Origin of the sequence: Shewanella sp. 10N.286.52.B9, from assembly GCF_002873635.1 — a bacterium.
Taxonomy (GTDB): domain Bacteria; phylum Pseudomonadota; class Gammaproteobacteria; order Enterobacterales; family Shewanellaceae; genus Shewanella.
The window spans coordinates 21,447-35,370 of sequence record NZ_MCTY01000013.1 but is presented as its reverse complement, the minus strand read 5'-3'; the positions used below and the strand labels follow the sequence as shown (position 1 = coordinate 35,370).

14 protein-coding genes are annotated in these 13,924 nt (G+C 43.2%); 4 read left to right on the top strand and 10 right to left on the bottom strand.

All coding sequences use genetic code 11. The features are described 5' to 3' along the window. The first annotated feature begins 49 nt into the window (after positions 1–49). Both BCU91_RS01475 and BCU91_RS01470 read left to right on the top strand, forming a co-directional pair. Positions 50–2,041 (top strand): fumarate reductase flavoprotein subunit, encoded by a 1,992-nt coding sequence (locus BCU91_RS01475; protein WP_102437005.1) that lies wholly within the window; start codon positions 50–52, stop codon positions 2,039–2,041. Beyond that, positions 2,041–2,778 (top strand): fumarate reductase iron-sulfur subunit, encoded by a 738-nt coding sequence (locus tag BCU91_RS01470; protein ID WP_102437003.1) that lies wholly within the window; start codon positions 2,041–2,043, stop codon positions 2,776–2,778. The genes BCU91_RS01475 and BCU91_RS01470 overlap by 1 nt, the downstream gene beginning before the upstream one ends. Before the next feature lie 99 nt (positions 2,779–2,877). Here BCU91_RS01470 and rho read toward each other — a convergent pair whose 3' ends face one another. Together rho and trxA are read right to left on the bottom strand one after the other, a co-directional pair. Further along, positions 2,878–4,143: a transcription termination factor Rho gene (gene rho, locus BCU91_RS01465; RefSeq protein WP_076539336.1), complete on the bottom strand. Its 1,266-nt coding sequence runs from the start codon at positions 4,141–4,143 to the stop codon at positions 2,878–2,880. A 345-nt stretch (positions 4,144–4,488) separates the two neighbouring features. Beyond that, on the bottom strand, positions 4,489–4,815 hold the full coding sequence (gene trxA, locus BCU91_RS01460) for a thioredoxin TrxA (RefSeq protein ID WP_055023577.1): 327 nt from the start codon (positions 4,813–4,815) through the stop codon (positions 4,489–4,491). Between the two features lie 153 nt (positions 4,816–4,968). On the opposite strand from trxA, the gene rhlB reads away from it, so the two are divergent. Together rhlB and BCU91_RS01450 are read left to right on the top strand one after the other, a co-directional pair. After that, entirely contained in the window at positions 4,969–6,264 is a 1,296-nt protein-coding gene (rhlB, locus tag BCU91_RS01455; protein ID WP_102436991.1) for an ATP-dependent RNA helicase RhlB, read from the top strand. Further along, positions 6,265–7,191, top strand: a complete 927-nt coding sequence (locus tag BCU91_RS01450) for an exopolyphosphatase (protein WP_241904014.1) — start codon at positions 6,265–6,267, stop codon at positions 7,189–7,191. It begins immediately after the preceding gene. Between the two features lie 101 nt (positions 7,192–7,292). On the opposite strand, the gene BCU91_RS01445 is transcribed toward BCU91_RS01450, so the two are convergent. The 8 genes from BCU91_RS01445 to tatA form a co-directional block, all read right to left on the bottom strand. Next, positions 7,293–7,844, bottom strand: coding sequence for a thioredoxin family protein (locus tag BCU91_RS01445; RefSeq protein ID WP_102476031.1), 552 nt, complete (start codon positions 7,842–7,844; stop codon positions 7,293–7,295). 305 nt (positions 7,845–8,149) lie between these two features. Next, positions 8,150–9,160: a porphobilinogen synthase gene (hemB, locus tag BCU91_RS01440; protein ID WP_102436987.1), complete on the bottom strand. Its 1,011-nt coding sequence runs from the start codon at positions 9,158–9,160 to the stop codon at positions 8,150–8,152. A gap of 26 nt (positions 9,161–9,186) precedes the next feature. Then, positions 9,187–11,091: a diguanylate cyclase gene (locus tag BCU91_RS01435; RefSeq protein WP_102436985.1), complete on the bottom strand. Its 1,905-nt coding sequence runs from the start codon at positions 11,089–11,091 to the stop codon at positions 9,187–9,189. Further along, positions 11,091–11,888 carry a TatD family hydrolase gene (locus BCU91_RS01430; protein ID WP_102530739.1) on the bottom strand — a complete coding sequence of 266 codons (798 nt, stop codon included), beginning with the start codon at positions 11,886–11,888 and terminating at the stop codon, positions 11,091–11,093. Before BCU91_RS01430 ends, BCU91_RS01435 begins: the two co-directional genes overlap by 1 nt. A 3-nt stretch (positions 11,889–11,891) precedes the next feature. Further along, positions 11,892–12,410, bottom strand: coding sequence for a hypothetical protein (locus tag BCU91_RS01425; protein ID WP_102476028.1), 519 nt, complete (start codon positions 12,408–12,410; stop codon positions 11,892–11,894). Positions 12,411–12,462: 52 nt separating this feature from the next. Then, on the bottom strand, positions 12,463–13,221 hold the full coding sequence (tatC, locus tag BCU91_RS01420; protein ID WP_076539321.1) for a twin-arginine translocase subunit TatC: 759 nt from the start codon (positions 13,219–13,221) through the stop codon (positions 12,463–12,465). Between the two features lie 12 nt (positions 13,222–13,233). Further along, positions 13,234–13,632: a Sec-independent protein translocase protein TatB gene (gene tatB / locus BCU91_RS01415; RefSeq protein WP_102530738.1), complete on the bottom strand. Its 399-nt coding sequence runs from the start codon at positions 13,630–13,632 to the stop codon at positions 13,234–13,236. A 6-nt stretch (positions 13,633–13,638) separates the two neighbouring features. Beyond that, positions 13,639–13,872 carry a Sec-independent protein translocase subunit TatA gene (tatA, locus tag BCU91_RS01410; protein WP_076539319.1) on the bottom strand — a complete coding sequence of 78 codons (234 nt, stop codon included), beginning with the start codon at positions 13,870–13,872 and terminating at the stop codon, positions 13,639–13,641. Between the last annotated feature and the right edge of the window lie 52 nt (positions 13,873–13,924).

Below are 13,924 nucleotides of genomic sequence, written 5' to 3'. Positions count from 1 at the left end.
GTTTATCGCTTAGAAATACAAAGCCTAATACCGTATTAAAGGAATGCCAGTGAAAATTATTTATACAGATTCATTAGTTGTCGGCGCCGGTCTTGCTGGTTTACGTGTGGCAATCGCCTCCAAAGAGCGTGGTTTAGATACCGTGGTGCTGTCATTAATACCTGCCAAACGTTCCCATTCTGCTGCAGCCCAAGGCGGTATGCAAGCCAGCCTTGGTAATACAGTTAAAGGCATGGGTGACGATGAAGACGTCCACTTTCAAGACACAGTAAAAGGCTCTGACTGGGGCTGCGATCAAGATGTGGCGCGCATGTTTGCCCATTGCGCACCTAAAGCGGTGCGAGAACTTGCTAATTGGGGCGTGCCTTGGTCACGTATTAGTGCTGGCGATCGTGAAGTGGTGGTGAACGCCGAAAAGGTCACCATTACTGAAGCCGAGCAAGCCCACGGATTAATTAATGCCCGTGACTTTGGCGGGACTAAAAAATGGCGTACTTGCTATACCGCCGACGGCACCGGCCACTCACTACTGTATGCCGTTGACAACAAAGCCATTGAAATGGATATTCCTGTCCATGAACGCATTGAAGCATTATCGCTTATTCATGATGGCAAACGTTGTCACGGCGTCATTGCCCGTTGTCTCATTACGGGTGAATTACGTGCCTATATTGGTAAATCAACGACGATTGCAACAGGCGGCTATGGCCGTATTTATGAAGTCTCTACCAATGCCATTATCTGTGAAGGCATTGGCCAAGCATTGGCGTTAGATACTGGCGTTGCCACATTAGGCAATATGGAAGCGGTGCAATTTCACCCAACAGCGATTGTACCAGTGGGGATCTTAACCACGGAAGGTTGCCGAGGTGATGGCGGCTTACTGCGAGATAAAGACGGTCATCGTTTCATGCCAGATTATGAGCCTGAAAAGAAAGAGCTCGCCTCTCGAGATGTGGTCTCACGGCGCATGACTGAACATATGCGTAAAGATAAAGGCGTTGATAGCCCTTATGGGCCGCATTTATGGCTTGATATCACTTTGCTTGGGCGCAAACACGTTGAAACCAACCTTAGAGAAGTGAAAGAGATTTGTGAAAATTTCTTGGGCATAGATCCTGCCAAAGACTGGATCCCAGTGCGTCCGACTCAGCATTACTCAATGGGCGGTATTCGTACTAATGCTACCGGTGAAAGCCCGCAATTAGCAGGCTTATTTAGCGTGGGTGAGGCTGCGTGTTGGGATATGCATGGCTTTAACCGTTTAGGTGGAAATTCTCTGGCTGAAACTGTAGTTGGCGGTATGATCATCGGTAAGTACGTGGCTGATTTTTGTGAAAAGAACACCCTTGAAATCAATACAGCCGAAATTGAAGCCAGCATGGCTAAGATGCAGCAAGAAATCAACGGCTTGTTAGTCGGTAAGGGCACTGAAAATGTGTTTGATATCAAACTGGAAATGCAGCGCATCATGATGGATTACGTAGGTATTTTCCGCAATGGTCCTGAGCTTGAAAAAGCCATTGCTGAATTAAAAGAATTACTGGTTCGCAGTAAAAGTATTGGCCTTAAATGTAAAAAACGTCATGGGAACCCTGAGCTGGTGGAAGCGTTACGTGTGCCGCGTATGCTGCGGGTTGCCTTAACGGTTGCGTGCGGCGCCAATGCCCGTACAGAAAGCCGCGGTGCCCATGCTCGTGAAGATTACCCGCAACGTAATGATAAAGAATGGCTCAACCGCACTTTATCAACTTGGCCAGACGAAAACGCCCTTGAGCCCAAGCTAACTTACGAGCAACTTGATGTGATGAAGATGGAGTTGCCGCCAGGTTATCGTGGTTATGGTAACGACAATGCCATTGCGCATCCTGATACTGCTGCCCGTGAAGTTGAAATTGAAAAAATCCTCGCTGAGCTGGGTGACGATGCAGACCGCGTTGAAAAACAAGCAGCCGTTATGCCATTTGATTTACCAGAAAGCTTGCGTCCGCGTAATGAAAGATTAAGTGACACCTTTTTGGCGTCAGGAGAAAAGAGCTAATGACCAGCCCACGAACTATCAGTTTTAATATCTTTCGTTACGATCCACAAGATCCAAGCGATAAACCTAAAATGGTCACATATGAGCTCACTGAAGCGCCTGGAATGACAGTATTTATTGCGCTTAATATGCTGCGTGAGCAACAAGATCCTTCACTGCAGTTTGATTTTGTCTGCCGCGCAGGGATCTGTGGCAGTTGCGCTATGGTGATTAATGGCAAACCTACATTGGCTTGTAGAACCTTAACCGCTAATTTCCCTGACGGTAACATTACCCTAATGCCGTTACCGGGTTTTGAGTTAATTGGTGACTTGTCAGTGAACACGGGTAAATTCATGCGCGAGCTAGCTGAGCGACTGCAGTTATGGTTGCAACCTGATGCCAACGATATTGATATTCATCGCTTAGAAACGCCAATGGACCCTGCTGAGGCGGCTAAGTTATATGAGCTTGAACGCTGCGTTGAATGTGGTGTTTGTGTGTCTGCATGTGCCACTAAGCAAATGAAAGACAGTTTTGTTGGCGCTGTGGGGATGATGAAAATCGCCCGCTTTGAAATGGATAGCCGTGATATTCGCAGCGCAGAAGATTTCTATCATGTGATAGGTAATCAAGATGGCGTATTTGGCTGTATGACCTTACTTGGTTGTCAAGATGCCTGCCCGAAAGATTTACCGCACATGCAGCAAATTGCCTATTTACGCCGTAAAATGGCGCAAACTATCGTGAGCTGTTAACTCAGACGTTATAAGGGTTAAATTTACAAATAAAAATGCCGCTAACTCAGTTAGCGGCATTTTTGTATTCAGTTTACTGTACTGAAACGATAAAGAGAATTAACTCTTAGCGCGTTTCATTGCAGTGAAGAACTCATCGTTAGTTTTGGTCATTGCCAATTTATCGATAAGGAATTCCATGCCGGTAACTTCATCCATAGGATTAAGGATTTTACGTAAAATCCACATCTTCTGTAGCTCATCAGGCGTGGTTAGTTTCTCTTCACGACGAGTACCAGAGCGGTTAAAGTCGATTGCAGGGAAAACGCGTTTTTCAGCTGCTTTACGAGAAAGGTGTAACTCTTGGTTACCAGTACCTTTAAATTCTTCGTAAATAACTTCATCCATTTTAGAGCCAGTATCCACAAGCGCTGTTGCGATAATGGTTAAGCTGCCGCCATGTTCGATGTTACGTGCAGCACCGAAGAAACGTTTTGGACGATGTAATGCGTTTGCATCAACACCACCAGTAAGCACTTTACCTGATGATGGGATTACTGTGTTGTATGCACGGGCAAGACGAGTGATTGAATCTAATAAGATAACCACGTCTTTTTTGTGTTCAACTAAGCGCTTGGCTTTTTCAATAACCATTTCAGCAACTTGAACGTGACGACTTGCTGGCTCATCAAAGGTAGAAGCAATAACTTCACCTTTTACCATGCGCTGCATTTCGGTTACTTCTTCAGGACGTTCATCGATAAGTAATACCATTAACACCACTTCTGGGTTGTTATAGGTAATGCTTTGCGCCATGTTTTGTAGCAATAAGGTTTTACCCGCTTTAGGCGGAGCCACAATCAAACCACGCTGACCTTTACCAATTGGAGAACATAGATCCAAAATACGTGAGGTGATGTCTTCTGTTGAACCATTACCACGTTCCATACGCATACGTTCTTCTGCATGCAGTGGGGTAAGGTTTTCAAAGAGGATTTTTGTGCGAGAATTTTCAGGCTTATCGAAGTTAACTTCGTTAACTTTTAAGAGTGCAAAATAGCGTTCACCATCTTTCGGTGGGCGGATTTTACCAAAGATGGTATCACCGGTACGCATATTGAAGCGTCTGATTTGGCTAGGAGAGACATAAATGTCATCAGGGCCTGCTAAATATGAACCATCTGAGCTTCTTAAAAAGCCGAAACCATCTTGGAGGATTTCAAGCACACCGCCACCAAAAATGTCTTCACCGCTTTTGGCGTGGGATTTCAGAATAGAGAAGATGATGTCCTGTTTACGGGCACGGGCCATGTTCTCTAATTTCATGCTATCTGCTAGTGAAACCAGATCTGATATAGACGTGTCTTTTAATTCAGTTAAATTCATGTTGGGGGTCTTGTATTACGCGACGATGCTTACTGCAATCAATCTTTCTTTGGGTCTTACGAAATTGAAATAGTCGATTGATAAGCGAGTAGGGGTTTGGTTGAAAAATCTGATGAATAAATTAGCACTATATGGGCAGTGCGTCCAGAATTTTAGCGAAAAAACGGCACAAATTGTTCATATATTGTGCCGATTGTCACTTTTTAAACGTAAAACACGCAACATTATTAAAATTGATTGTTGTTCATTACACTAAAATAGCGTTTTTTTTAGCAATAACCTGCTAACGGGGTTAGCAGGTTATGTCATTAATCAATAGTGCCGCGATTTTATAAATAGACTTGATTAAGCTTGTGCGTCAATAAACTCTTTAAGTTGAGTTTTTGATAAAGCACCCACTTTAGTAGCAACTAACTCGCCGCCTTTAAACATTAATAATGTTGGAATGCCACGTACACCGTACTTAGCAGGTGAAACATTATTTTGGTCAACGTTTAATTTAGCTACAGTTAGCTTACCTGCGTACTCTTCAGCCACGTCGTCTAGGATTGGGGCAATCATTTTACAAGGACCACACCACTCTGCCCAGAAGTCTACCAGTACTGGTAATTCTGAGTTAATGACGTCGTTTTCGAAGCTGTCATCGCTTAGGTATACAATTTTATCGCTCATGTAGATCTCCAGATTTGGCACCATTGCTAGTTTATTAATGGCTTACCATGTATATTGGGACGGTTAAATAGCTTTTCAAGTGACCGTTCTATTAATGTAGCTATTTGAAACGATCGAGTCTTTTTTTGCAACACTAACGGGTATGCTTGCGCTATGAGCGAAACACATTTATCAACACAAAGATTCGCCGACTTCCCTCTGAAGTCAGAGGTTATACAGGCTTTGAACGAAAATGGCTTTGAATTTTGTACGCCAATTCAGGCGTTATCTCTTCCCATTTTATTACAACAAAAAGATATTGCTGGCCAGGCACAAACAGGAACTGGCAAGACAATGGCCTTTTTAGTGGCCACTTTTCACCACCTTCTCTCAGTTGCTGAGCCAGAAGGTCGTCAAATTAATCAGCCTAGAGCTATCATCATGGCACCGACTCGCGAACTTGCGATTCAGATTGCCAAAGATGCTAAATTGCTTGCACGACATACGGGTTTAAAAGTCGGTATTGTTTATGGCGGTGAGAGTTATGATGTTCAACGCCAAGTGCTTGATGCTGGTGTTGATATTTTAATTGGTACTACGGGTCGTATTATCGATTACGTACGCCAAGGTGTGATCAGTTTAAATGCAATTCAAGCCGTTGTGCTTGATGAAGCTGATCGCATGTTCGATTTAGGTTTTATTAAAGATATTCGTTTCTTGTTTAGGCGTATGCCTGATGCTAAGTCACGCTTAAATATGTTGTTTTCAGCGACGTTATCAATGAAGGTTCAGGAATTAGCTTACGATCATATGAATGATCCAGAAAAAGTTGAAGTCTCACCTGGCGAAAAAACCTCAAAGAACATCAAAGAAGAAATTTTCTACCCTTCGACTGAAGATAAAATGCGTTTGCTTCTGACATTAATGGAAGAAGATTGGCCAGAAAAGGCTATCGTATTTTCAAACACCAAACACAGCTGTGAAAAGGTGTGGTCATGGTTAGAAGGCGACGGCCATCGAGTGGGGTTATTAACCGGTGATGTACCGCAGAAAAAACGTATTCGCATTTTAGAGCAATTTACTTCAGGCGCGCTTGATGTGTTAGTTGCAACTGATGTGGCGGCGCGTGGCTTACATATTTCTGATGTATCTCATGTTTATAACTATGATTTACCAGATGATTGTGAAGATTACGTTCACCGTATTGGTCGTACAGGTCGTGCGGGACAAAAAGGTGTGTCAGTGAGTTTTGCTTGTGAAGAGTACGCACTGAATTTACCGGCCATTGAGACGTATATTAAGCACTCAATACCAGTCACTAATTATGATCGTGAAGCTTTGCTAGACGATTTACCGCCACCGGTTCGTATCCATCGTAAGCACCCAACAACACGTACGCGTGATGGTGCGAGAAGTGGTGCGCATCGCAGTGGTGGACGTCCACCTCAAAGGGCACGTAGACATTCGTAAATGACAGTGACAGCTGCAATGCCTGCATATGCCGCGATAACACTCGGCTCAAATAGTTTTAATATGTTGGTCGCTCACACCCTGAACGGCCAACCCACTATTATTGCAAAATACAAACGTAAAGTACGTTTGGCTGAAGGTATTGGGGCTGATAACCGTCTTGATGAAGCCGTATTACAGCGCGGGCTAGATTGTTTGCAAATGTTTGCTGAGATGCTTGATAAACATCAAGTCGCAGCTGAGCATGTGGCGGTATTTGCCACCGCAACTTTACGTGTGATCAGCAATGCTGATGAGTTTCACCAACGGGCATTACCGATTTTAGGTCATCCGATTGAAGTCATTAGTGGTTTGCGAGAAGCTGAATTAATTTACCAAGGTATGGCGGCCACTACAGAAGGTGGCGGCCAACGCTTGGTGATTGATATTGGCGGCGCCAGTACTGAGTTTATTATCGGAAATGGTAATCAAGTGCTGTTTAAAACCAGTTTAGACTTTGGCTGTGTGCGCTTTAATCAACAGTTTTTTAAGCAAACGCCTTATCTAATGGCTGATTTTGAGCAAGCTAAAGCTGCGGTACTGATGGCGCTGAAGCCTTGCTTGCAACAACTGACACAATTGGGTTGGCAAGGCGTTGTGGGCGCATCAGGGGCTGTACAGTCTGTGGTGTCAGTACTTCATCATCGCGAGCTGTCTGAGATCATCACTTTGAAAGTGCTGCATCGTTTTAGAGACGAAGTTTTGGCACAGCAAAATGAGTCACTGCATCATATTCAAGGCTTATCTGCTGAAAAAGCACCGACATTTGCCTCTGGTATTGCGATTTTAATCGCTTTATTTGAATTGTTGGATATTGAATCGCTGAATCTATCGGGTGGAGCGCTGCGTGAAGGGGTGCTAAGCATGCTGGCTGCAAGAGTCGCTTAATAATTTAGTGTCTTTGGCAGGTAAACATCGAATACAAAAAACGGGATCATTTGATCCCGTTTTTATTTGCCTGAAAAAACTCAAGAGGCTTTCAAAACAGACTATTTCAGAATGTTGACTAAATCTTGTTCCAGCGACACTGTTGGACGTTCAACGATTCGGCCAATTTCTTCATCTTGTTGCTGAATGATAAAGGTCGGGATTCGGGTGAATTCATATGCTGCCGCTAGGCCTTCTGGATCAACTTTGCTGCGATCAATACCTATGTAAGTCACGGTAATATTCGGATTGGCCGCTTCTTCGATAAGGCGCATGAAACGTGGCGTTTCACGATGGCAATCAGGGCACCAAGTACCAATAATTACCACGATATTTGTTGGGGTAGTTACCGCTTTTAATTCAGTTAATGCGGCAGCATCAATTTTATACTGCTCATACTCTGCAGCGTAACCTGGTAAGTCTTTTTCAAGTGTTGAAATATCAACAAGTCCGGTAATAATCACTTCTTGTTTCTCCTCGCTGCATGTTGCCATGAAGCCTGTTTGCTCTTCATCGAATGAACAACCACTGCCAGCCATGGCTGAGCCAGCAACCAAATGGCTGCCAAAGAAAATTGCGGTTGTAGCTAATAATGTTTTAACAGTGTTATGCATGATAAGGCCTCAAGAAAGAACAATAAAACAATTCAATCATTTAACCTTAGGTTAGTGAAGTTGAATATTAGCTAGCTGTTAGCTAGATCACTAATATAAGTAAAATTCAAAGATAACTTTGCACTGGCTCATAGTGCATTAGCAAGAGTTAATGTTTATTGCTACGGCGATGAATGTCACTATTGGGGGGTGTTTTAGTCGCCTTTATAATCAATTTGAATCATTTAGCCTGCAAAATGCGCTATAAAAAAGGAGACCAATAGGTCTCCTGTTTGTTATTCATCTTGTATAAATAACATTTTTATTTACTTATCTTCTTTTAGCCACTGAGCTGCGCTTTTAGCAAAGTAAGTTAAAATACCATCGGCGCCAGCGCGCTTAAAGCACAGCAGTGATTCCATCACGATAGCCTTTTCGGCTAACCAGCCATTTTGAATTGCTGCCATGTGCATGGCATATTCGCCACTCACTTGGTATGCAAAAGTCGGCACTGCTAGTTCGGTTTTTACGCGGCGAACGATATCAAGGTATGGCATGCCAGGCTTTACCATTACCATGTCTGCACCTTCTTGAATATCTAATGCGACTTCATGTAAGGCTTCATCGCTATTGGCTGGATCCATTTGGTAGCTATGCTTGTTGCCACCTTTAAGGTTACCTGCTGAGCCGACAGCGTCACGGAAAGGGCCGTAGTAACTAGAAGAGTATTTGGCTGAATATGCCATAATTTGAGTGTTAACGTGGCCTGCAGCTTCTAATGCTTCACGAATAGCGCCAATTCGGCCATCCATCATGTCTGAAGGAGCGACAATGTCAGCGCCGGCTTCAGCGTGTGATAAGGCTTGTTTGACTAAGATCTCAGTGGTGATGTCGTTAAGGATGTAACCTGTGTCATCAATAATGCCGTCTTGACCATGGGTGGTGAAGGGGTCAAGTGCCACATCTGTCATAATCCCAAGCTCAGGAAAAGCTTGTTTTAACTCACGTACGGCGCGCTGTACTAAACCGTCACAATTGTAAGCTTCTTCAGCCATGAGGGTTTTCTTTTCCGCAGGTGTAACTGGGAACAGGGCAATCAAAGGAATGCCAAGTTCGACTAATTCAGCGGCTTCTTTGAGTAATAAGTCGATTGAATAGCGTTCAACACCCGGCATCGACGCCACTTTTTCGGTGCGATTGTTGCCTTCAAGAACAAACATTGGGTAGATAAGGTCATTCACCGACAGTTTGTTTTCTGACATTAAACGGCGGCTGAAATCATGTTTACGCATGCGGCGCATTCTGCGCTGTGGAAAAGCACTAGTAATTATATTCACATTCGACTCCTGAAATTAGACTGATCTTAATCAGACGAAAACAGACAAACCTGATTTCGTCCACTGCGCTTAGCTTGGTAAAGCGCTTTATCTGCTTGTTCAAGTAACTGAGTTGGCTGTTCATTGGTTTCGATAATGGCAGCGCTCACACCGATACTTACGAAAAGGGAAATAGGGTTATTATCCCAATCGATTGATAAATTGGAGATTGCTTGGCGAATTCTTTCAGCCAATAGCATCGCTCCTACACTATCAGTATTTGGTAATATAATAGCAAACTCTTCACCTCCAAAACGTGACACCAGATCGGTTGGTCGTTTTAAAAACTCAGAAATTGTTGTCGCAATCACTTTAATTGCAAGGTCGCCAGCAAGGTGACCAAATTGATCATTAATCTGTTTAAATTTATCAATATCAACCATTAGGATAGCAAGTGAGGTTTGCTGACGACGACTAATGCGTCCTTCTGCGGTTAGGCGTTTATCAAAGGCGTTTCTATTTTTTACCCCAGTTAAACTGTCAGTGGTGCTTTGTTGCTGCAGCTTTTGATTAGCATCATTTAGCTCACGTAAGGTGACTTCGAGCTCAAGAGTCCGCTCAGCGACCATTTGTTCGAGACGTTCATTGGTTCTCGCTTCTGCTTTTAAAGCTTCATCACGGTTTTGTTGTAGTTTTTGGGCTTGCTCTAGGGCCTTTTTTTGCATTTGAAGTTTGGCTTTTCGTTCATCGTTATAGCGCACAGCTAGCACTGCAGCCATGACAATGACTTCAAAGGTCAGTCCGATCATCATTGGAGTATGCGCTGGCATATACCACTGTAAATAGCCCAGATAAATGAGCCCGCTGAGAATGGCACCAATAAATAGCCCGATACGGGCAATAGCATATAAACGTGCATTTTTACTGCCTTTAATTACTTGTATTAAAGATACTGTAATCAGTACACAGCTAATGGCGATTACCGAGAAAGTGAGCAAATATAAGCTGAATTTAAAATCAATAAACGAGATAACCAGACTCAGTAAAACGCAGTAAACCGCAAGGTAACGACCGACTAATAGCATCGGTTTATTATGATATTTAAGTAGCATCACTTTTTCGGTAAACATCAGCGCAAAAGCTAAGGCTATCGGGATTAATATTGGAATGGCTAAGTTTTGCACCACCGGCAGTGTGGGCCATAAATATTGAAAGGCAATACCATGAATAGTGGCCACAAGTAGAGTTAAACTGAGTACATAGCCACTATAGTAACTATAACTAAAAGACCCTGATGCGAGGGCAATAAACAAACTAAATAGCCCAATGGCAATCAATATCCCAATTTGAAAGCCATTAGCAAGGCTTTGAGACTCAATGGCATGGCTGTAATCATTTTTACTCCATAGTACCAATGGAAAATTTAAGCTGCCGCGATTATCGATTTTTAAGTAAAAGGTATGTGTTTCGTTTGGCTGTAATTCAAAGGGGTAAAGAAATAAATTACTTTGCAGTGGGCGCTGTTTAAACGGATAGCTATCACCCATTAGCTCCACTTTTACTAATTTGTTATTGACTAAATGATATAGTTTCATGCTATCTAGCAGTGGGTTATTCAGCGCTATCATGCGTGATAGATGGTCATTAGGGCTAAAAATACTAAAACTCAACCAAGTATTTTTAGCGCCAATTTTACGCATATCGCCGCGGCTTAACTTGCGCCAATCTTGTTGGCTATTTTTTAGCAGTGTTAAGCTGGCAAGCTCTTCAATATCTTGAGACTGATTGATATACATCCAATCCGTTAATTTGATTTTTGTAATGGATGAGGCGGTTAATCTTAGCGGGGTATTGGCGTGCTCAACGGCAAGCGCGTGGGCTGCTTGTAATTGAGTTAGCAATATAATAAAAAACAAAGTAAATGCTTTAAACGCCCAATGCACTTGCTGCATTAATCCTGCCCTAGGTTAAAAAAACGCTGGCTGTTGGTGTAGCAATGGGCTGCCAGCTCTGCATAGGGTTGCTGACGAAGATTAGCAATATACTCGGCAATATAGGGCAAGTATTGTGGCAAATTTTTGCTAGATTTGGGTTTAGGGCGCATGCTGCGAGGTAATAAATAAGGGCTGTCAGTTTCAACCATTAAGCGGTTGTTTGGGACCAATGGCACTATGCTCGCCAGCTCAGCGCCGCGACGTTCATCGCATACCCAGCCAGTTATGCCGATATGTAAATCTAATTCAAGACAAGCAAGTAACTCATCTTTGCTGCCCGTAAAGCAATGCAGCAGCGCTGCAGGGAGCTTGTGGCGATATTGACTTACTATTGCAATAAAGTCCTCGTGAGCGTCACGACAGTGCATCAGTACCGGCATTTGTAATGCAACTGCCAATTCAAGTTGGGCGTGAAAGGCAAGGCGCTGGGCATTACGGGGAGAAAAGTCGCGATTATAATCTAAACCGCATTCACCAATAGCAACCACTTGCTTTAATGCTGCTAAGGTTTTTATCTCATCAGCACTGGCAGCATTCCAGCTACTGGCGTGGTGAGGGTGAACCCCTGCAGTGCTATAGAGTTGCTGAGGGTATTTTGCGCACAGCGAGGCGCTGTCGCTACTTTCAGTAATATCACTGCCAATAACAATTAACGGCGAAACATGATGTTGCGCCGCTTGAGTCACTATGTTGTCAATATCAGCGATTAACCTGCTGCTAAGCAAATTAACGGCTATGTCGATATGCTGCGGCATGATTTATTTTAAACGCTTCACTCGAATAGTGGAGTTACGATCATCGCTGCCCAGTAGGAATGAACCGAGAGCGCCTTTTTCAACAAAGACGGTTTGATCTTTTTTCACTTTATAGCGGTCAGTACCTGATTGCTTCCAAGTTTGATTATTAGACAGGGTAATAATTAATGAGCCGTAAGGATCTTTTTTTACCGATACAACGTCAGCATAAAGGCGAGTGACATCCTCATCGACCTTCTTTTTAAGACCAAACTCTTGTTCTGCAGTAGGATTGTTAGACGTTGCAACTGCAGCCTTTGTTACGGCAGATGCAGTTACTACTGCTGGCGTCGATACCGCAGTAGCAGTCTCTGTTGTCGCTGAAGTGAGGGAGGTGTTAACTGACGCGGCTAATGTGTCGTAACACATTAGCCGGTCAAGTTTGTCAGTTTGAGCTGCACAGCTCGCCAGTTGTTGCTCAACACTGGCCTGTGCTTGAGAAGAGATAGCCAAAGCAAAAGTGGCAATCAAAGTTAAACGCATTACAGAATCCTTCTTTTTATTGGTTAACTAGTCCATGAGTGCGATGCGCAATTTAACTATCAGCTTTCTCGTTCTCTGGCTCTTCGTTATCTGTATCTTCTTTTGGGGTATATAGCCTAGCTGCTAATAAACCACCTTCAAATAATATTAACATAGGAATCGCTAACATTGTTTGTGAAATAATATCAGGTGGCGTTAGCATCATGCCAACCACAAATGCACCTACAACAATGTAAGGGCGTTTTTGTTTAAGCTCATCTGGTGTTGTCACGCCAGCCCAGCACATTAATACTACGGCTACAGGGATTTCAAAGGCTAAACCAAAAGCAAAAAATAGCTTTAAGATAAAACTTAAATAGCTACTAATGTCGGTTGCTACTTGCACTCCTTCTGGTGCGACACTGGTGAAAAACGCAAATACCACCGGAAATACCACGTAATAGGCGAAAGCAATACCGAGGTAAAATAATACCGTACTGCTAAATAGCAGCGGCATAATCATGCGCTTTTCGTGTTTGTATAAACCGGGCGCCACAAATGACCATACTTGAAATAGTACGTAGGGGATCGCCACAAAAAATGATAACACTAAGGTTAATTTAAATGGCGCAAAAAAGGGCGCGGCTACATCCGTTGCAATCATACTGCCGGTCTCTGGCAGTGATTGCATTAATGGGATTGCCATATAATGGTAAATGTCATTTGCCCAATAAACTAAGCAGATAAATACCAGCAATACGCTGCCGATAGCTCTAAGTAACTTATTTCGTAACTCAAGCAAATGACTGATAAGAGGTAGCTGTTGTGACATTGGTTACCCGTGTTAGCTTTTGGTATTTGAACTGTCAGAGTCGTTTGCTTGTTCACTTTTGGCAGTAGAACTTTCAGCGGGTGTAGCTGCAGAGGTATCTTTGGCTACTTCGTCAACTTGATAGGGACGATTAACCGATTTTGCAGCATCTTTTAGCTGTTCAATGGACTCTTGTAGTTCAGGTGATAGGTTCGACAAACCTTTGCTTTCTGCTTTTTTAAGGTCAGCATGAAGCTGATCAATTTTAAGCTCTTGCTCTAATTCATCTTTGACTGAGTTTGCCATCCGCTTTAATGAGCGGATCCACTCAGATATTGAACGTACTGCAACCGGAAGTCTTTCGGGGCCGAGAACCACAAGCCCCAAAATTCCAATCAGCAGTAGCTCCATAAAGCCAATACCGTCAAACATAATGAATTACGCCTGTTCTTTATCCTTTGACTCGGATTTCTGCTCAGTTGCCTGTTCAGACTTTTTCGCAGTGCTGTCTTCTAGAGACTTCTTTTCTTCATCTTCAGGATTCATTGCATTTTTGAAGCCCTTAACAGCCCCACCTAAATCGCCACCTAAAGAACGTAATTTTTTAGTTCCGAATAACAACACAACAATTAACGCAATAATTAGAAGCTGCCAAATACTGATGCCGCCCATGAACATTTCCTCTATAAGAATAAAAACATGATGTTGGAATTTTTACATTCAC

Excerpts from the sequence above, each read along its gene's own strand:
- BCU91_RS01435 (WP_102436985.1), bottom strand. The coding sequence starts at position 11,091 with ATGCAGCAAGTGCATTGGGCGTTTAAAGCATTTACTTTGTTTTTTATT.
- tatB (WP_102530738.1), bottom strand. The coding sequence starts at position 13,632 with ATGTTTGACGGTATTGGCTTTATGGAGCTACTGCTGATTGGAATTTTG.
- trxA (WP_055023577.1), bottom strand. The coding sequence starts at position 4,815 with ATGAGCGATAAAATTGTATACCTAAGCGATGACAGCTTCGAAAACGAC.
- rho (WP_076539336.1), bottom strand. The coding sequence starts at position 4,143 with ATGAATTTAACTGAATTAAAAGACACGTCTATATCAGATCTGGTTTCA.
- tatA (WP_076539319.1), bottom strand. The coding sequence starts at position 13,872 with ATGGGCGGCATCAGTATTTGGCAGCTTCTAATTATTGCGTTAATTGTT.
- BCU91_RS01470 (WP_102437003.1), top strand. The coding sequence starts at position 2,041 with ATGACCAGCCCACGAACTATCAGTTTTAATATCTTTCGTTACGATCCA.
- BCU91_RS01425 (WP_102476028.1), bottom strand. The coding sequence starts at position 12,410 with ATGCGTTTAACTTTGATTGCCACTTTTGCTTTGGCTATCTCTTCTCAA.
- BCU91_RS01430 (WP_102530739.1), bottom strand. The coding sequence starts at position 11,888 with ATGCCGCAGCATATCGACATAGCCGTTAATTTGCTTAGCAGCAGGTTA.
- BCU91_RS01450 (WP_241904014.1), top strand. The coding sequence starts at position 6,265 with ATGACAGTGACAGCTGCAATGCCTGCATATGCCGCGATAACACTCGGC.
- rhlB (WP_102436991.1), top strand. The coding sequence starts at position 4,969 with ATGAGCGAAACACATTTATCAACACAAAGATTCGCCGACTTCCCTCTG.
- tatC (WP_076539321.1), bottom strand. The coding sequence starts at position 13,221 with ATGTCACAACAGCTACCTCTTATCAGTCATTTGCTTGAGTTACGAAAT.
- BCU91_RS01445 (WP_102476031.1), bottom strand. The coding sequence starts at position 7,844 with ATGCATAACACTGTTAAAACATTATTAGCTACAACCGCAATTTTCTTT.